The sequence below is a fragment of the Pseudomonas sp. BIGb0164 genome (assembly GCF_024810135.1).
Lineage (GTDB): Bacteria > Pseudomonadota > Gammaproteobacteria > Pseudomonadales > Pseudomonadaceae > Aquipseudomonas.
On the sequence record NZ_JANUEA010000009.1, the window covers coordinates 226,472 to 244,154 of the forward strand.

Consider the following 17,683-nt stretch of genomic DNA (forward strand, 5'->3'; position numbering starts at 1 on the left):
TGAGGCCTGCCCCACTCCACCCATTTGAACCCTGATGGTGGAGTAAGGATCATGGCTCAGCCATCGATTTTAGTGTTGGAAGACGACGAGATCATTCGCTCGTTGATGGTGGACGTGCTGGAGGAGTTTGGTGCCCATGTCACTTCCTTTCCTTCGGCGGATGAAGGGATGATTTTCCTGGAGCGGGCCGATGACCCGGTGGACCTGATTGTCAGCGATATCCAGATGCCGGGTTTGCTCAACGGTTATGACTTGAGTCGGGTAGTAGCCCATCGCTGGCCTTCGGTGCCGGTAGTGCTGACATCTGGCAATACCAAGCTGGCAGCGCAACTGGGCAGCAGCGTGCGCTTCCTGCCCAAGCCCTGGAGCGCCGAGCATCTGCTTGAATGTGTGCAAACGGCATTGACTCAGCAAGGATTGTCCATGCATTGATAGCCTTGCGATATCACTTAAAGCGAACTTGGTAAGGGAGCTTGTGGTCATTCAATAGAGCAAGGAGCGACTTTTCTGATCCGCTGGTCAGGCTTTTCGCCTTGTGCGTACAGCCGACGGCAATGAGTTGTGTAGAATCGTCGCCCATTTTCACGCGTCATTCATGGCCGCAAGGCCCACTGTTCGAGCTCATTGCATGCATTCACAGGCCCATGACGTCGGTGCGCCCTCACTGCTGGAAACACTGCGCACAGGCACTGCCCTGTTGCATGTGGCGTTGGAAAAGCGCCTGCCGTTCTTCTCCGAGCGCTTGGATACCGACTGGTATCGGCGCCTGCTCCAGGCGTATTACGGTTTTTACCGTCCAATGGAAACAGCACTGTATGAAAGTGGATTGATCCCCGAGGGGTTCGATACAGTGATGCGTGTGAAAACACCTACACTGGCGAAAGACCTTCACGCACTCGGTCTGGATGACAGCACCCTCGACGCCTTGCCTCGCTGCAACGCACTGCCCATTTTTGACACCCCCGCTGCCTGCCTCGGCGCCCTGTATGTGCTCGAAGGCGCGACGCTGGGCGGCCAAGTGTTGCGCCGGGAAATGGCCCGGCGCCTGGGCCTGGATGCAGACAACGGTGGAGCGTTTCTCAATGTTTATGGCGCCGAGACCGGACGGCGCTGGAAAGACTTTCTCGATTACCTGGGCCGCCTGCCACTGGATGCACCCGCCAAACAGCACGCGGTAGAGGCTGCCCGTTCGACATTCAGCGGCTTTGAGCAATGGCTCGACCGCCAGGAGGTACTGCTATGAAACCCGAAGATTTTGAAGAGCTGCTTGCCAACTGCGCCGACGAGCCCATCCGTTTCCCAGGGGCTATCCAACCCCACGGCGTGCTGCTGACCTTGTCGGAACCCGGCCTGGATATCATCCAGGTCAGTGCCAACGTTGGCACCTTGTTCGGCCACATGCCCGAGGCGCTGCTGGGCAAGCCTCTGCACACCTTGTTGGGCGCCGAGCACGTCAACGCCGTGCAATCCATGGCGGAAAACAACACGTTTTTCGATGCACCGCCCCTGCATGTCACCCTCAACGGCGCGTCGTTCGAAGGCCTGCTGCATCGCCATCAGAACGTGCTGGTGCTGGAGTTCGAACCGCGGATTGAAGACTTCAAACCACGAGCGCTGAACGGTCGCACCAGTGACCTGGGCAAAATGTTGCAGCGTCTGCAGTCGGCGAAAACCCTGCAAGCGTTGTACGAAATCAGTGTGAACGAAATCCAGGCCATGACCGGTTATGACCGGGTGCTGATCTACCGCTTCGAAGAGGAAGGTCACGGCCAGGTCATTGCCGAAGCGTCGGCGCCGTCCATGGAGCTGTTCAACGGGTTGTTCTTCCCCGCGTCCGACATCCCGGAACAAGCCCGCGAGCTGTACCGTACCAATTGGCTGCGCATCATTCCGAATGCCGCCTATGAGCCGGTGCCGCTGCTGCCCAAGCTGCGCCCGGACACCGGCCAGCCGCTGGACCTGAGTTTCGCCACCCTGCGCAGCGTGTCGCCGATTCACTGCCAGTACATGCAGAACATGGGCGTGCTGTCCTCCATGAGCATTTCCCTGATGAAGGGCGATAAGCTCTGGGGCCTGATCAGTTGCGGCAATCGCGAACCGTTGCTGGTACCCAATGAGCTGCGCACGGCCTGCCAGACCATCGGCCAGGTGCTGTCGTTGCAGATCAGCGCCATGGAAGCACTGGACCTGAGCCGTCAGCGTGAAGAGAAGGTCGAGGCCCTGGCATTGCTGGAGCAGGCGATGAAGGCCAGCGAAGAAAACGTCTTCGACGGCCTCGCCCAACAGCCGCAAGTGTTGATGGACCTGACCCTGTCCGGCGGTGTGGCGATCATCGAAGACAAGCAACTGCATCGCTACGGCAATTGCCCGGAGCCGGCGCAGATCCGCGCCCTGCACAAGTGGCTGATCGAGACCGGCGAGCCGGTGTTTTCCAGCCACAACCTGGCGTCGGTGTACCCGCCTGCCGCCGAGTATCAGCAAGTCGCCAGTGGCGTATTGGCCATGAGCCTGCCCAAGCCGGTGGATAACGGTGTGCTGTGGTTCCGCCCGGAAGTCAAAGAGAACATCAACTGGAGTGGCGACCCGAGCAAACCGCTGGACCTGGAAAATTCCGACGCGGGTTTGCGCCTTCGCCCACGCACGTCGTTTGAAATCTGGAAAGTGGAAATGGCCGGCATCTCCACCAAGTGGAGCCACGGCGACCGCTTTGCTGCCAACGACCTGCGTCGCTCCGCCCTGGAAAACGACCTGGCCCGTCAGGTACTGCGCGAGCAACAGGCGGTACGCGCTCGTGATGAGCTGGTGGCGGTGGTGTCCCACGACCTGCGCAACCCGATGACCGTGATCTCGATGCTGTGCGGCATGATGCAAAAAGCCTTCAGCTCCGATGGCCCGCACACCTCGCGGCGGATTTCCTCGGCCATCGACACCATGCAACAGGCGGCTGGGCGCATGAACGTGCTGCTGGAAGATTTGCTCGACACCTCGAAAATCGAAGCAGGGCGCTATGTGGTCAAGCCGGTGCCCCTGGATGTCAGCCAGATCTTTGAAGAAGCTTATTCACTGCTGGCGCCGTTGGCGATGGAGAAAGGCATCGACCTGTCGTTCAACACCGAGCCCGGCCTGCAGATCAACGCCGACCCGGAGCGCTTGTTCCAGGTGCTGTCGAACCTGATCGGCAACGCCATCAAGTTCACTCCGCGCCAAGGCAATATCGGCATCAGCGCCATGAGCAATGGCGAGGAAATTGTGTTTTCGGTGCGCGACTCCGGCGAAGGGATTGCACCGGAACAACTGCCTCACGTGTTTGACCGCTATTGGACACAGACCGAAAACAACCCGACCGGCAGCGGCCTTGGGCTGTACATCACTCAAGGCATCGTCCAGGCCCATGGCGGCAAGATTGTTGCTGAAAGTGAAGTGGGTCGTGGCAGCGAGTTCCGGTTCACCGTGCCTAAAGTGACAGACGACGTACACCGATAATTGATCACCCTGCCGGGCAGCCTTGCTGCCCCGGCCTTCCCTCTTACCGGATAAATACTTTGTATTTATTCGCGCACCTGAACACTGATGCGATTAAGCGACAGTTAATTAAAAAACCCACAAACCCTTAACTTTTTATAAAAAATATCCACGCAATACATTACAACCAGTAGCACTCCCCACCTCGCCATTCAAAGCAAAAACAATTAACTTGCCTCTCGCATTGTTACAGGGAAGAACATGCCATGTAGAACTCACTATCAACTTTAAAAAGAGATATCACCATGATCAACTCTATCAGCACCTACCCTGTTCTATACCCTGTCAGCCTGGGCACTCAACACAACCCGCCAATCAACGCTCGCCAAAAGCGCAGCCTTGACGAGACAGACCTCCAGGCTTCGGCCTTTGACACCACATCCAGTGCTGACAAATCTCGCAGGCGTACTGGTGGAGGCCTGGACAGTCTTGGCCGAGGCAACTTACTGTAAATTCAACGCTCATTAAATAGTTCCGTGAAAGCAGCGCTCAATGCGCTGCTTTCTCTATCTTCACGCACGCTGCATTTAAAAAACGCGACCTATTAACGAAACTTCTACATTCATTATTGTACCCTGCCGCCCTACCTCTTAACGTGAGCTATCCGTTTGATGCCAGAGCCATCATCGCTCCCCTCCATACTCGCCGGCCCCTTACTACGCCGTGTAGAACCCAAGCGCCTGGTGTTATGGCTCGTGGCCAGTCGGCAGCTGACGCTGACCCTGAAGTTGCAACTTCCTCACACAACCTTGGCTATTCCCCTGGCCGCTCATAGCCAGGTCATTGCCGTCGGTCGTCACGCCTTTATCCATCTGATCGATGTGCCCTTGGCAGAGGAAATGCCCAGCGATGTGAACATAGGCTTCGATTTGCTGATCGACAATCAGGGTATCGTCCAATGGGCCCCCCACTTGCTTTACGCAGGGGCCTCAATGCCCCACTTCGTCTTACACAGCCGCATTCACCAACTCGTTCACGGCTCCTGCCGCAAGCCTCATCACCGCGCCGACGAAGGCCTGCTCTGTGTCGACCGCCTGCTGGCCAACGCCCCTACCCCGGCCGAGCGTCCCGCCCTGCTGATGATGAGCGGCGACCAGGTCTATGCCGATGACGTTGCCGGGCCGATGCTGCGGGCGATCCATGCCTTGATCGCGCGCCTGGGCCTGTTCGATGAATACCTGGAAGGCGCCGTGGTGGACGACAGCGCCAGCCTCTACGGGCATCGCGCCAGTTACTACCATCGTGCCGATTTGCTGCCCGCGCTGGACAGCAACGAGACCCTGCGCGAGCGCTTCTTTGGCGGCGTGAAAAAGCCGATCTTCACCAGCAGCACTGCCGACAATCATCTGGTGACCTTCGCCGAAGTGATCGCGATGTATTTGCTGGTCTGGTCGCCCACGCCCTGGACGTTGGTCGACACGCAGGCCCCGACGTTGAGCGCACCCGAACAACAGCGCTACGCCCGCGAACAGGTGCAGATCGACCAATTCCGCCAGGGGCTGCCGGGTGTCGCACGAGTGTTCGCTCACCTGTCCACCCTGATGATCTTTGACGATCACGACATCACCGACGACTGGAACCTCAGCGCCCAGTGGGAACAAACCGCCTACGGCCATCCCTTTTCCCGGCGCATCATCGGCAATGCCCTGCTCGCCTACCTGCTGTGCCAGGGCTGGGGCAACCAGCCGGAGGTGTTTGGCGAGCTGGTGGACCAGACCCGCGCATTGACTGCGCGAGCGCAGGACAACCACCTGGATGCCTCTGCGCAGGATGAGTTGCTCAAGACCTTGCTGAGGTTCCAACACTGGCACTACGTACTGCCCACCACCCCCGCCCTGGTGGTGCTTGACACCCGCACCCGACGTTGGCGCAGTGAGTTCGCCCTCAAGCAACCCTCTGGCCTGCTCGACTGGGAAGCCTTGAGCGAACTGCAACAAGAACTGCTGGACCACCCCTCGGCCATCATCGTCTCGCCCGCGCCGATCTTCGGGGTCAAGCTGATCGAAACCGTGCAGAAAGTCTTCAGCTGGTGCGGCCACCCGTTACTGGTGGACGCGGAAAACTGGATGGCCCATCGCGGCGCCGCCCACGCGATCCTCAACATCTTCCGCCACTCCCGCACGCCGGGTAACTACGTGATTCTTTCGGGCGATGTGCACTACTCGTTCGTCTACGAAGTGCTGATCCGTCACCGCAATGCCGGCCCCCAGATCTGGCAGATCACCAGCAGCGGCATCAAGAACGAATTCCCGCCGCGCCTGCTGGAATGGTTCGACCGCCTCAACCGGTGGCTCTACTCGCCACGCTCGCCCCTCAACGGCTTCACCCGCCGTCGCGCCCTGCAGGTAGTGCCCCATACCCCGGAGCACGCCGAAGCCGGCGAGCGGCTGTGGAACAGCGCAGGGATCGGCCAGGTGTTTTTCAATGAGCAGGGGCAACCTGAGGAAATCTACCAGCACAACGCGGATGGCAAGCCTCGGACGAGAATGGTGGCGCCGAAGTGATAACGCTTCACTCCTACTAAAGCATCGCCCCCACCCTATTCAACCCCCACCCGCCCCGTTGTACAGTAGCCCCAGCCACGGAGTATCGGCGTAAACAACGACTGGCCTTGGGAGCCAGCCCACGCAGGAAGCGCATATATGGACGATACATCCGACAGCAAGCCGCTACGCAATGATTTTTCCGACCTCAATGCCGACATGCTGCATGCCGTCATGGAGCTGGTCAGCGACGGTATCTGGGACTGGAACGCCAATACCGGGTTCGTCTACCGCAACCCCGGCTGGTACGAAATGCTCGGCTATCCCCGCCACTCCCTGGAGAACAGTGTGTTCACCTGGGAAAACGTGATCCACCCCGAAGACTACCCGCAGGTCATGACGCTGTTTGATGCCTACATCAGCCGTCGCGCGCCCCACTACCGAGCCGAATACCGTTGCCGCAAGAAGGATGGCACCTACCTGTGGATAGAAGACCGCGGCTACGTGATCGCGCGTAACCCCGACGGTACGGTGGCCCGCATGGTGGGGGCCCATCGCGATATCCATACGCGCAAGTCGTCGATCGAGCAGTTGGAACGACGTAACCAATCCCTTGAAGCCCTGGTGGCAGAGCGCACCCGCGAACTGTCGCGGGTCAATCAGCAACTGCAAGTGCAACTGGACGAAAACCGCTCCCTGGCCGAACTCGACACCCTGACCCGCGTGGCCAACCGTTATCGCCTGGAGAAGGTACTGCTCGAAGAATGTGACCGTGCCGAGCGCTTCCGCCTGCCGTTGACGCTGATCGCCATGGACATCGATGATTTCAAGCCGATCAATGACAAACATGGTCACGCGGTGGGCGACCAGACCCTGGTGCGTGTGGTGCAAAACCTGGTGGCGCGCGTGCGCCCCGGCGAGTTGCTCGCCCGCTGGGGCGGTGACGAGTTCATGCTGATCTTGCCCAAAAGCAACCTGGAGGCGGCGAAGGCTGTGGCCCAGAGCATTCGCCAACAGATCATTCAGGTGCCCGCCGTGGGCGATTTCAAGGTGACCCTGAGCCTGGGCGTGGCCGAGCGCCAAAGCGGTGAATCCCCTGCCGCACTGATGGCGCGTGCCGATCAGGCGTTGTACCGCGCCAAGGCGGCAGGGAAGGACACCGCGTCGGAATAACTAGCGCACGGGCGGTGCGTACTGGATACCGCCTTGGCTCCACAGGGCGTTGAGCCCGCGCTTGATCTTCAGCACGCTGCCCTGGCCGATGTTGCGCTCGAACACTTCGTCGTAGTTACCCACCTGCTTGACGATCTGCACCACCCAATCCTTGCGCAGTTTGAGGTCCCGCCCGTATTCACCGTCGGCACCGAGCAAGCGCGCCACATCCGGGTTCTTGGTGATCTTGGCCTGCTCCTCGACGTTCTGCGAGGTGATGCCCATTTCCTCGGCATTGAGCATGGCGAACAGGGTCCATTTGACGATGCTGAACCACTCATCATCGCCCTTGCGCACCAACGGCCCCAGCGGCTCCTTGGAAATCACTTCCGGCAGCACCACGAACTCATCCGGGTGGGCCATCTTGATGCGCTGGGCATACAGGCCCGACTGGTCGGTGGTCAGCACGTCGCAGCGCCCGGACTCCAGGCCCTTGGCGCTTTCATCGGCGGTGTCGAAGGTGATCGGCGTGTACTTCATGCCGTTGGTGCGAAAGTAATCCGACACGTTGAGTTCGGTGGTGGTGCCGGCCTGGATACAGAGGGTCGCGCCGTCCAGTTGCTTGGCACCGGTCACGCCCAGCTTGTTGTTCACCAGGAAGCCGATGCCGTCGTAGTAGGTCACGCCGGTAAATACCAGGCCCATCCCTGAGTCGCGGGAGCTGGTCCAGGTGGTGTTGCGCGAGATCACATCCACCTCACCCGATTGCAGCGCGGTGAAGCGCTCCTTGGCGGTCAGTTGGCTGAACTTCACTTTCGAAGCGTCACCAAACACTGCCGCCGCAACGGCGTGGCACACATCCACGTCGATGCCGGTCATCTTGCCCTTGCTGTCCGGCACACCAAAGCCTGGCAGGCCATCGCTGACACCGCACTGGATAAAGCCCTTCTTCTGGATCGCATCCAGCGTGGCCCCCGCCTGCGCGGTACCGGCCAAGCCCAATACGGCGGTGGCGCCCAGTGCGGCCAAGGTGGTTTTGAATGGATTCATGCAAGGCACTCCCTGTCATTCCTTATTATTCGGCGCCTCACAGCCCGCGCCGGTTTATAGTGCTGCCGGGCAGTATCCACGGCTTTACGGCGCTGCCACAAACGACCTTTAGGCAAAGGCTCCTTCCGATTTGGAATGAACTGCATGATTTCAAAACGTTTGACCCCTTCGATGACCGCCCTGCAATGCTTCGAAGCCGCCGCCCGCCACCTGAGCTTCACCCGCGCCGCCGAAGAGCTGCACCTGACCCAGAGCGCAGTGAGCAAACAAGTCGCGCAGTTGGAAGAGATGCTCTGCCACAACCTGTTCGAACGGGTGCGCCAGCGCTTGTACCTGTCACCGGCGGGCTCGCTGTACCTGGCCGAGGTGCACAAGATCCTGACCCAGGTGGACATCTCCAGCCGTTACATCCTCACCTACGGTGGCGAGACCGAAGTGCTGCGCATCGCCACCCAGCCGACCTTCGGCGACCGCTGGCTGGTGCCCAAGCTCAAGGATTTCGCGGCCAAGCACCCGAATATCCACCTCGATGTGCGCAACGAACTGGAGCCCTTCGACGTGCTGCAGGCCAAGGCCGATATCGCGTTTTTCTTCGGCCAGGGTTCGTGGCCCGGGGCAACATGCATCGAGCTGTTTCGTGAAGCCGTGGTGCCGGTCTGCGCACCGGGCTTCGTCGCCGACGGCAGCGATGCCTCATCACGCCACACCCTGCTGCAATGCACCTCGCGCCCGGAAGCCTGGCACGAGTGGTTCCTGGAACAGGGCCTGCATTCGCAGAACAGCTACCACGGGCCGCGCTTCGACACGTTCTACATGTGCATCCGCGCCGCGCAATCGGGCTACGGGGTGGCGCTGGTGCCCCAATACCTGGTGGCCGAAGAGCTGGACAACGGCAGCCTGATGATCCCCTGGAATTACACGATGCCCAGCGCCGGCGCGCACTTTATCGCCCACGCCGAACACGCCGGCGAAGTACCGAAAGTGAAGGCCTTCCTGAAATGGATGGTGAGCTACATCAAGGCACATCCCGACTTTTAATAATGACCCGGCGACTTTATTTCGTTTGCGGCAAGGCCGGGCGCACGGCTTAGATAAAAAGACGCCCGCCATTGCCGAGTCCAAGATTCATGAGCCGCGAAACCATCAGCCAATCGATTTCCGTCGTCCACCCCATCAGCCTCAGCCACGGCAAGAACGCCGAAGTATGGGACACCACGGGCAAGCGCTACATCGACTTTGTTGGCGGCATCGGCGTGCTCAACCTTGGCCACTGTCACCCCGGCGTGGTGGAGGCGATTCGTGAACAGGCCACCCAGCTCACGCACTACGCGTTCAACGCCGCCCCGCATGCGCCCTACATTGAGCTGATGGAACGTCTGACCGCGTTCATCCCGGTGGGCTACCCGGTCAGCGGCATGCTCACCAACAGTGGCGCAGAAGCCGCAGAAAACGCCTTGAAGATCGTACGCGGCGCCACTGGCCGCACGGCGGTGATCGCATTCGATGGTGCGTTCCACGGGCGCACCCTGGCCACCCTCAACCTCAATGGCAAGGTGGCGCCCTACAAGCAAAAGGTCGGCGTGCTGCCCGGCCCGGTGTACCACCTGCCCTATCCCAGCGCCGATAACGGCGTGAGCTGCACCGAGGCCCTGAAGGCCATGGACCGCCTGTTCAGCGTGGAAATCGACGTGGACGACGTCGCCTGTTTCATCATCGAACCCGTCCAGGGCGAAGGTGGTTTCCTCGCCCTGGATGTCGAGTTCGCCCAGGCGCTGCGGCGTTTCTGCGACGAGAACAACATCCTGCTGATCGCCGATGAAATCCAGTCGGGGTTCGGGCGTACCGGCCAGCGTTTTGCGTTCTCGCGCCTGGGCATCGAACCGGACCTGCTCCTGCTGGGTAAAAGCATTGCCGGTGGCGTACCGCTCGGTGCCGTCGTGGGGCGCAAAGCGCTGATGGACAACCTGCCCAAAGGTGGCCTGGGCGGCACCTATTCCGGCAACCCCATCGCCTGTGCTGCAGCGCTGGCCACCCTCGATGCAATGACCGATGAACACCTGCAAGCCTGGGGCTCACACCAGCAAGAGGCCATCGCCGGCCGTTATGACACCTGGCGCGCACAAGGCCTTACGCCCTACCTCGGCCGCTTGACCGGGGTCGGAGCGATGCGAGGTATCGAGCTGGTCAACGCCGACGGTTCGCCCGCGCCGAAACAGCTGGCTCAACTATTGAGCCTGGCGCGGGACGCCGGTTTGCTGCTGATGCCCAGTGGCAAATCGCGGCACATCATCCGCCTGCTGGCGCCACTGACCATCGAGCCTGCAGTACTCGAAGAAGGCCTGGATATTCTCCAGGCCTGCCTCAAGCAGTTGGACTAGTAGCGCGCATCGGCGGGTTTGCCGCCGTTCGGCCAATCCTTGACCTTGTCCGGGAAGTCCGGGCGCGGTTGCCCCGAGAAATACGCCGCCACGTCCACCGCCTCCTGGTCTGTCAAACCGCCCTGGCCCAGCGGGAATTTTTCGTGAAAGCCGATCGGCATGTTGCGTTTGACGAACGCCGCTGCCGTGTAAGGGCGGGCCATGCCGGCGCCGATGTTAAACGATTGCTCGCCCCACAGCGGCGGGTACACCAGCTCCCCGTCGGCACGCGCCAAGCCCTGGCCGTTATCGCCATGGCACACCGCACATTGCTGGGCGTAGACCGCCTTGCCATTGGCCAGATCCGGTTTGATCGCCGGGTCGATCTTGCCCACGCCGCGCCCGGCTACTTTGTCTTCGGGGCGTGTGTTGTTTTTCATCCAGTCGAAATACGCGACCATGGCCTGCATGTCCGCCGATTGCGGCGCCAACGGCGTGCCGTTCATCGACCGGCGGAAGCAGCCGTTGATGCGCTCTTCGAGGCTGACCACCTTGCCCGCACGCGGCGCATAGCTGGGAAAAAACGCCGACACGCCGACAAAGGGCGAACCGTCCGCCACGGTGCCGGCGTTGAGATGGCAGCTGGTGCAATTGAGTGAGTTGCCGACGTTATCCGGCAGCAGCGCCTTGGTTTGCAGGTGCAGGCGCATGCCACGCACCACCTGGCCGGCGTTGGGGGCGGCGAGCAGGTCGGCCAGGCGCGGGGTTTCAAACGCCGATGAATCGGTGGTGGCCGGGTTGAGTTGGGCACGCAGTGTCTTCACGTGGGCGGCGCTGATCTGGGTGCCCTCATTGCCCCAACGGGTGCGCACGAAGCTCAGGATCTCGGCAATTTCCGAGTCCGCCAGGCGCGCGAAACCGGGCATGGTGTAGACCCGTGGATGGGCCGCCGTTTGCGCGGTTTCCCAACCGGTGAGGGTGATGTGCAGCAGCGATGTCGGGTTGCTGGACGCAATGCTCGGGTTGCCAGCCAAGGGTGGGAACAGGCCCTTCACCCCGGCGCCATCGGCACGGTGACAGTCGCTGCAGAACTGCATGTACCCCAGCCCGCCCCGGCTGGTGAACAAATCGGCAGGCGGCGCGGCCGGGGCGCGGGCGACGGCGGGCATCGGCAGGTCGTCTTTGCCCGGTGGCAGGGATTTGAGGTAACTGGCGACAGCGGTGAGGTCGTCGTCACTGAAGTGTTGGGTGCTGTGGTGAATCACATCCGCCATGTTGCCGGCCACCGTGGCAAAGCGGTTCTGCCCGGTCTTGAGCAGTTGCACGGTGTCTTCCACGGTCCACAGGTTGCGCAGGCTCAAGGCGCGCCAGTGCTCGACGGTTTCACCTGCCAGGTAATGCCGGCCGCTGCGGCCGTCATCGCTCATGGCCTTTTCCTGGAAGGCGATGCCGCGTGGAGTGTGGCAAGAACCGCAGTGACCGAGCCCCTGGACCAGGTAGGCGCCACGGTTGAGCACCTCGTTACGGGCTGGGTCGGGGGTGAAGGGTTGCTTGTCGAGAAAGGCAAAATTCCACAGCGCCAGGCCCCAGCGCTGGTTGAAGGGGAAGCCCATGTCGGCGTCGAGGTTGGCCTGTTGCACGGGCTCCACACCCTGCATCAGGTAGGCGTACAAGGCACGCATGTCCGCTTCGCTCATCTTCGCGTAGGAAGGATACGGCATCGCCGGGTACAGGTTCATACCGGCCGGGGTAACACCTTCACGCATCACCCGGTCGAACTGTTCGAAGGTGTAGGCACCGATACCCGTCTCACGGTCCGGGGTGATATTGCTGGAGTAGATCGTGCCCATGGGCGTGCTCAACGCCAGCCCACCGGCCATCACTTTGCCCTGCTGGGCAGTGTGGCAGGCGATACAGTCGCCCAGTTGCGCAACGTATCGGCCGTGTTCGATGAGAGGGGTATCGGGTACGTTGGCGTGCAAGGGTAGCGCCAGACACAGCGTCGCCCCCAGCAAGGCCAGGCGGGAGAGGGAAAGCGCCATCGCATTAGTCCTTTAATAACCCGGCGTGGGGTGGGCCCCTCGGCGCAGGTCGGTGGTCATTTTTATGGGTTCATCAGGCCTCTGTGTTGTAACGGTTTTGTCGACATGGCGTTTTGATGTGGGTCAGGCTCAATTCGATAGACAAACCCCTGAACGCTCGACGACTATCCACCGCTCACCCCTACCGCACGGACGCAGCCCATGCTCGATATCCTCCAAGGCACGCCCCTGTGGGTGTACGCCGTTTACCTGTGGATTTGCTACTACGGCATCAAGGCCTGCCTGGGTGGCCGTGAGAGTCGTCGCTCGTTGATGATCCTGCCGGTGGTGCTGGTGGTGTGGTCGTTGATGGCGTTGCCGCCTTCGCTGCTGTCGAGCAGCGCCTGGGTGGGTGGCGCCATCGTGGGCAGCCTGCTGGGCATGCGGTTGTTCAATGCCAACGGTGCGCACCTCGATGCCAATGGCGAAAGCCTGGTGCTGGCGGGCACCTGGAAAACCCTGTTGATCTCACAGCTGTTCTTTGCGGTGAAGTACTACTTCGGCTACCAGCAGGCGGTGCACCCGTTGCTGTTGAGCACGCCAGAGATGCGGGTGGCGGTCGGCGCGGTCTCGGGGTTTACCGTTGGTCTGTTCTGCGGGCGGGCCGTGCGGTTGCACCGGGCGCTGGCCGCGTTGCGCGGCAAGGTGGGCAGCGTGCTGCCTTGACCTGATCCCCCTCCCCCCTGAAAATGCCCGACGCTTTTTTGTCTCCGTTTACTGAAGTAGTGAAATTTCAATGTCCGATTCCTACACCGAAGAAGAATCCGTAGTCGCCTTGCAATCCAAAGCTGAATACGAAAACGCCATCAATCTTTCACAGCATGTGCCAGCGGCCAAGATCATCAGTGAAATGGTGCTGGACGCCTTCCACACCTCCAAGGAAAGCGACCAGATCCGCGAACTGCGCGTCGCTATCCGCCAGGCCCACGATGCCTTCGATGACGACAAGGCCTATGACCTGATGGGCCAGCTCAAGCAACTGAAAGACGCCGAGGCTGCCGACAACGCCGCCCTGGAAAACCTCAGCAGCCAATTCTCCATCAGTCGCATCCTGTCCAGCTTCAAGGACGACCCCGCGTTCCAGGAGCTGGTCTACGGCCTGGCCCTCAAGGTGCTGAACCAGAGCCACCAGGCCATCAGCAACCCGAGCGCCGGCAAGAGCAAGGCCGCACGGGCCAAGAAAGAAGCCGAAGTGTTCGTGATCAGCAAGGACGGCATCAGTGTCACCCTGCCGTTGCGCACACCGCGCTCCAAGCTCAACGTCGACCGTGAAGCGTTGGAGTTCCTCGGCTTTGCCTTCGTGGGCGAAGGCAGCGAGGCCGAACTGGAAAGCGAAACCTTCTTCGACAACAGCGGCGTCGAGCAGCCGGTCACCCGCAAAAGCATCGTGACCGCGCTGCAGCAGCAGAGCGCGTTCGACGGCTACACCATCGCCGCGCAGTGACTGCCTGACACTACAAGCTGCGCAGTGTCACCAGGGCCTGCTCCACCTGGGCCAGGGTGACCTGCCGGCCGACTGAGGCGCGCACGAAATGCGTGGCGCCCAAGTCCTTGAGCAGCAGCGGCGTGTGGGCGGCAGTGCCCGCCCACAGGTTGAGGCCCAATTCGCGGGCCAGGCTGACAAACACCTTGGCCGAGCTGTTGCGCGGCACGAACGACACAATCCCGGTTTGCTCGAACTGCTCACACAGCAGTTGCACCTGCGGCAAGCGCCGCAGCTCCTGCACCAGCAACGCATAAGGTTCGGTGTTCACCGCCGCGCCCACCTCCGCGTATTCGCCCATCGCCGTGTGCAAGCCCACCAGGGCTGAAAAACTCTTCTCGGCAATCTCCAGCACCCGCGCACTGGACACCTCGATACGGTTGACCTCGCCGTCGGTGCTGGCCGCATGCAGGTCGGCAAAGTTCAGTTCCAACTGGCCAAGCAAACGCGGCGACACATAGGCAATCCCGCTGCCACGCGGCCCGCAGAGAAACTTGCGCCCCGCGCCCGTCAACACATCACAGTGAATGTCACGTACGTCCAGCGGCAACTGGCCCAGGGATTGGCACGCGTCGACCACGTACAACGCGCTCGAGTCCTTGAGCAACGCGCCCAGCGCTTCCACCGGGTTGATCACGCCGCAGCACGACGGCAGGTGCGACACACTGACCAGGAACACCTCGTCGTCCAGGTTGCGCTGCACCCAATCCAGGTCCAGCGGGGTGGTCGCGGTGGTTGGGATCACCTCGACACGGATGTCGCGAGACAGCTTGAGGTAGTTGAAAAAGATCAGGTTGGCCGCGTACTCCGAGGTCGACACCCACACCCGCTTGCCCCGGGGGAAGTCGAGCTTGCCAAGGATGCTGGTCCAGGCCTCGGTGGCACTGCTGAAAAAACCGATGTCGGTCGGCTGCGCATTCAACAGCCCGGCGGCGACCCGGTACAGGTCGACGTTGAGCAACTCCTCGTAGGCCAGTTCCGTCTCATAACTGCCAATGCGCGCTTCGATCGAGGTAAAGCGCTGGATCGCATTCAACGTGGCCGTGGACATCAGGCCCGCGCCAGCGGTGTTCAAGTGCACGATGCTCATTTCACGCTTCCTTGTTCCACAAGAGGGTTGAGCTTTTCATCACGCCCACCGCCACCGCGAACAGCAGCAACACGGTGCCGGCCAGCAACCACGGTGATGGCAGGGACGGCTGCGCCACCAACATGAACGCCAGCGACGGCGTGATCATGACCCCGATGTTGACCCCCGCCGAGTAGTAACCCAGGTTGCGGTCCACGGTGTGCCGGCTGGAGATGCTGCTCACGTAATGGGTGATGCCGGGGAACACGATCATCTCGCCCAGGCTCCACAGCACGGTGGCCACCAGCAGCATCGCGCCGACATGGCTGAAGCCCATCAGGAAAAAACCGACCCCGGCCAACAGGAACCCCGCCACCAGTGAACGGCTGCTCGACAGGTGCGCCATGCGTTGGTTGATCGGCACTTCGAACAGAATCACCAGCAAGGCGTTGATGAAGAAAATGATGCCGACGTAATACGCCGGCAGTTCGGTGTAAGTGATGATGTAGGCCGACAGGAAAGTCGGCGGCAAGGCGTAGGCCACATGCACCGGCAGCGCTGCCAGCAAGATCACCAGCAAGCGCGAGCGCTCATGCGGTGCCGTCTCCGGCAAGCCATTGCCCTTGCTCGCCAGTGGCGCTGCCTGTGCCGCGCCAACCGTGACCGCACGGCCGAATCGCAGGCAGGCGGCAAACGACACCAGGGACAACGCTGCGTTGATGTAAAACACTGCGTCGGCGTTGCTCAGGAAAATCAGGCTGCCCAACAGCGGCCCGATCGCCATGCCGATGTTGATCGCCAGGCGGTTGCAGGAAAACGCCACCTTGCGCGTCTCGCTGCTGCTGTGGGTCACCGTCTCGGAGAACGTCGCCGGCGTGAAGGCTTCGTAGCAGGCGCCCCAGAGGAACGACAGCACGAACAGCGCGGCGGTGTTGTCCACCGACGGGATGATCAACAGCAGCAACGCGTTGAGCAGCAACGAGCCGAGGATCACCCGGTTAGCCCCCAGGCGCTTGATCACCGCACCGATGATCAAGTCCACGAACAGCGCTCCCGCGCCATACACGCCGACCAACAGGCCGGCCGTGCCCGCCGACACGGCGTGCTGATGAATCAGGTACGCCGCGTAGAACGGGAACGCCATGGTGCCCATGCGGAACACCAAGGTGATCATGAACAGCGATTGCAGCCGGGCGTTGAGCCCGCGTAACGCGCGATAAGTGCCCATCAGCGGATCACGTAGACGTTGTCTTTGTACTGGCGGATCTGCTCGTAATCCTGGTCGATATCCCGCTGGTTCTCCGACAACAGGAACACACGCAACGGGCTGCTGAGCAGGTCGACGGTCTTCTTCATCAGCTTGCCGGCCTTGTACTTCACGCTCAGTTTGTGCACCGAGGGCAGCGCTTCGATCAGGTGAATGGCCGCTTCGTTGAAGCCGGTCACTTCGCCTTGCAGCGTGGTGTCGGTGTTGATCACGCAGGCTTCCTTGAGCTTGTGGTAGCGCTTGCCGGCGTAACCGGCCTTGAACGCCTCGCCGTCGCAGTAGGCCAGGTAGGTCAACTGCGCCTGGTTGCCGCCCAGGCTGATGTCGTGGAAATTGGGTTCCATGTTGCCGTTCAGCCGCGCACCGACTTCCACCAGCGCAGGGCCGGCCTCGGTCAGGATCACCTCCGAGTGCGCCGGGCCGTTGTTGATTCCCAGGGCCTTGAGCACCTTGACGATGTAGTCCACCAGCACGTTGGCTTCCGGGCTGTCAGGGGCGATCAGCACGTCACGGTCATAGATGTTCTTGCCGCCGCTGACTTCGCGCTTCACATAACGCCAGATTCCGCAGACATACACCTGCCCGTCACGGCTCACCGTATCGACGATGAACTCCGGCCCCTTGAGGTAGGACTGGCAGAGGATCTCGGTGTTGGCCAGGCCGAAGATGTCCAGGTTGGACACCACTTCCTGGCACGCGCGCTTCACGTCCTCGACGTTGTGGCAGATCGAAACCCCGTCGGTAGACGCCGAGCTGAGTGGCTTGACCACGCACGGGAACACCTGGCCGGCCTCGACCCACGCCAGCAACTCGGCAGGGTCGGCGGACTTGATCTGCCGCGCGGTCAGCAGGCCGGCAGCGGCCACCTTGCCGATCATTTCAAACTTGTCGCGACGCGCCCGGGAGCCGGCGCTGCCGTTGGAGGTTGGCAATTGCAGTTGCTCGCTCAGGTAGTCGGCAAACGGCACGCCAGGCTCCTGGCCGGCGATCACCGCCACCACGTCGAACTCACGCAGGCGGCGCACCACGGCTTCGGCGCTGCCGTTGAAGATCAGGTTGTGCTCGAACTCATCCAGGTTCGGCCCGAGCATGCTCGGCATCAGTTCCGGGGTGCTCTGCACGTGGATCAGGCCCAGGCCGGCGTCCCGAAAGAATTTGGGCAGGAAGTTACCGCTGGAGTAGACATCAACCAAGGCGACGTACTGTTTCATGAGGATGT

At 61.3% G+C, this 17,683-nt stretch carries 15 protein-coding genes; 9 read left to right on the forward strand and 6 right to left on the reverse strand.

Features of this window, described 5'->3' with window-relative positions; all coding sequences use genetic code 11:
* Positions 1-51 precede the first annotated feature (51 nt).
* The 3 genes from M2394_RS23345 to M2394_RS23355 all read left to right on the forward strand — a co-directional run bounded on the left by M2394_RS23345 (position 52) and on the right by M2394_RS23355 (position 3,483).
* Complete coding sequence (locus M2394_RS23345) at positions 52-432, forward strand: response regulator (RefSeq protein WP_178925988.1); 381 nt, start codon at positions 52-54, stop codon at positions 430-432.
* Positions 433-628: 196 nt separating this feature from the next.
* The gene (locus M2394_RS23350; protein WP_259174721.1) at positions 629-1,243 is read left to right on the forward strand and encodes a biliverdin-producing heme oxygenase; all 615 of its coding nucleotides are present in this window, start codon (positions 629-631) and stop codon (positions 1,241-1,243) included.
* Positions 1,240-3,483, forward strand: coding sequence for an ATP-binding protein (locus M2394_RS23355; protein ID WP_259174722.1), 2,244 nt, complete (start codon positions 1,240-1,242; stop codon positions 3,481-3,483). The genes M2394_RS23350 and M2394_RS23355 overlap by 4 nt, the downstream gene beginning before the upstream one ends.
* Before the next feature lie 725 nt (positions 3,484-4,208).
* On the opposite strand, the gene M2394_RS23360 is transcribed toward M2394_RS23355, so the two are convergent.
* Positions 4,209-4,421 (reverse strand): hypothetical protein, encoded by a 213-nt coding sequence (locus tag M2394_RS23360; RefSeq protein WP_256732985.1) that lies wholly within the window; start codon positions 4,419-4,421, stop codon positions 4,209-4,211.
* 33 nt (positions 4,422-4,454) lie between these two features.
* Here M2394_RS23360 and M2394_RS23365 point away from each other — a divergent pair, with 33 nt between their 5' ends.
* Together M2394_RS23365 and M2394_RS23370 are read left to right on the forward strand one after the other, a co-directional pair.
* Positions 4,455-6,026, forward strand: a complete 1,572-nt coding sequence (locus M2394_RS23365; protein WP_259174725.1) for an alkaline phosphatase D family protein — start codon at positions 4,455-4,457, stop codon at positions 6,024-6,026.
* 138 nt (positions 6,027-6,164) lie between these two features.
* A complete protein-coding gene (locus tag M2394_RS23370) occupies positions 6,165-7,178 on the forward strand; it encodes a sensor domain-containing diguanylate cyclase (protein WP_259174726.1) in 1,014 nt (337 codons plus the stop codon).
* On the opposite strand, the gene M2394_RS23375 is transcribed toward M2394_RS23370, so the two are convergent.
* The gene (locus M2394_RS23375; RefSeq protein ID WP_259174727.1) at positions 7,179-8,207 is read right to left on the reverse strand and encodes an amino acid ABC transporter substrate-binding protein; all 1,029 of its coding nucleotides are present in this window, start codon (positions 8,205-8,207) and stop codon (positions 7,179-7,181) included.
* Between the two features lie 144 nt (positions 8,208-8,351).
* Here M2394_RS23375 and M2394_RS23380 point away from each other — a divergent pair, with 144 nt between their 5' ends.
* Entirely contained in the window at positions 8,352-9,245 is an 894-nt protein-coding gene (locus M2394_RS23380) for a LysR substrate-binding domain-containing protein (RefSeq protein ID WP_259174728.1), read from the forward strand.
* Positions 9,246-9,334: 89 nt separating this feature from the next.
* Positions 9,335-10,585 carry an aspartate aminotransferase family protein gene (locus M2394_RS23385; protein ID WP_259174729.1) on the forward strand — a complete coding sequence of 417 codons (1,251 nt, stop codon included), beginning with the start codon at positions 9,335-9,337 and terminating at the stop codon, positions 10,583-10,585.
* On the opposite strand, the gene M2394_RS23390 is transcribed toward M2394_RS23385, so the two are convergent.
* Positions 10,582-12,606, reverse strand: a complete 2,025-nt coding sequence (locus tag M2394_RS23390; protein ID WP_259174731.1) for a c-type cytochrome — start codon at positions 12,604-12,606, stop codon at positions 10,582-10,584. The genes M2394_RS23385 and M2394_RS23390 overlap by 4 nt on opposite strands.
* Positions 12,607-12,807: 201 nt before the next feature.
* Here M2394_RS23390 and M2394_RS23395 point away from each other — a divergent pair, with 201 nt between their 5' ends.
* Both M2394_RS23395 and M2394_RS23400 read left to right on the forward strand, forming a co-directional pair.
* The gene (locus M2394_RS23395; protein WP_259174732.1) at positions 12,808-13,311 is read left to right on the forward strand and encodes a DUF6622 family protein; all 504 of its coding nucleotides are present in this window, start codon (positions 12,808-12,810) and stop codon (positions 13,309-13,311) included.
* 70 nt (positions 13,312-13,381) lie between these two features.
* Entirely contained in the window at positions 13,382-14,089 is a 708-nt protein-coding gene (locus M2394_RS23400; RefSeq protein ID WP_259174733.1) for a hypothetical protein, read from the forward strand.
* Positions 14,090-14,099: 10 nt separating this feature from the next.
* Here the strand turns inward: M2394_RS23400 and M2394_RS23405 are convergent, their stop codons facing one another.
* From M2394_RS23405 to M2394_RS23415, 3 genes are read right to left on the reverse strand one after another with little or no spacing between them, the layout of a single operon-like run.
* A complete protein-coding gene (locus M2394_RS23405; protein ID WP_178923669.1) occupies positions 14,100-15,218 on the reverse strand; it encodes an aminotransferase class V-fold PLP-dependent enzyme in 1,119 nt (372 codons plus the stop codon).
* Position 15,219: 1 nt separating this feature from the next.
* Positions 15,220-16,425, reverse strand: coding sequence for an MFS transporter (locus tag M2394_RS23410; protein WP_259174734.1), 1,206 nt, complete (start codon positions 16,423-16,425; stop codon positions 15,220-15,222).
* Positions 16,425-17,675 carry an ATP-grasp domain-containing protein gene (locus M2394_RS23415; protein WP_178923667.1) on the reverse strand — a complete coding sequence of 417 codons (1,251 nt, stop codon included), beginning with the start codon at positions 17,673-17,675 and terminating at the stop codon, positions 16,425-16,427. Before M2394_RS23415 ends, M2394_RS23410 begins: the two co-directional genes overlap by 1 nt.
* Positions 17,676-17,683: the final 8 nt, after the last annotated feature.

Bases quoted from the DNA above. Each gene is read 5' to 3' on its own strand.
- M2394_RS23345 (WP_178925988.1), top strand. From the start codon at position 52: ATGGCTCAGCCATCGATTTTAGTGTTGGAAGACGACGAGATCATTCGC.
- M2394_RS23350 (WP_259174721.1), top strand. From the start codon at position 629: ATGCATTCACAGGCCCATGACGTCGGTGCGCCCTCACTGCTGGAAACA.
- M2394_RS23355 (WP_259174722.1), top strand. From the start codon at position 1,240: ATGAAACCCGAAGATTTTGAAGAGCTGCTTGCCAACTGCGCCGACGAG.
- M2394_RS23365 (WP_259174725.1), top strand. From the start codon at position 4,455: ATGCCCCACTTCGTCTTACACAGCCGCATTCACCAACTCGTTCACGGC.
- M2394_RS23370 (WP_259174726.1), top strand. From the start codon at position 6,165: ATGGACGATACATCCGACAGCAAGCCGCTACGCAATGATTTTTCCGAC.
- M2394_RS23375 (WP_259174727.1), bottom strand. From the start codon at position 8,207: ATGAATCCATTCAAAACCACCTTGGCCGCACTGGGCGCCACCGCCGTA.
- M2394_RS23380 (WP_259174728.1), top strand. From the start codon at position 8,352: ATGATTTCAAAACGTTTGACCCCTTCGATGACCGCCCTGCAATGCTTC.
- M2394_RS23385 (WP_259174729.1), top strand. From the start codon at position 9,335: ATGAGCCGCGAAACCATCAGCCAATCGATTTCCGTCGTCCACCCCATC.
- M2394_RS23390 (WP_259174731.1), bottom strand. From the start codon at position 12,606: ATGGCGCTTTCCCTCTCCCGCCTGGCCTTGCTGGGGGCGACGCTGTGT.
- M2394_RS23395 (WP_259174732.1), top strand. From the start codon at position 12,808: ATGCTCGATATCCTCCAAGGCACGCCCCTGTGGGTGTACGCCGTTTAC.
- M2394_RS23400 (WP_259174733.1), top strand. From the start codon at position 13,382: ATGTCCGATTCCTACACCGAAGAAGAATCCGTAGTCGCCTTGCAATCC.
- M2394_RS23405 (WP_178923669.1), bottom strand. From the start codon at position 15,218: ATGAGCATCGTGCACTTGAACACCGCTGGCGCGGGCCTGATGTCCACG.
- M2394_RS23410 (WP_259174734.1), bottom strand. From the start codon at position 16,425: ATGGGCACTTATCGCGCGTTACGCGGGCTCAACGCCCGGCTGCAATCG.
- M2394_RS23415 (WP_178923667.1), bottom strand. From the start codon at position 17,675: ATGAAACAGTACGTCGCCTTGGTTGATGTCTACTCCAGCGGTAACTTC.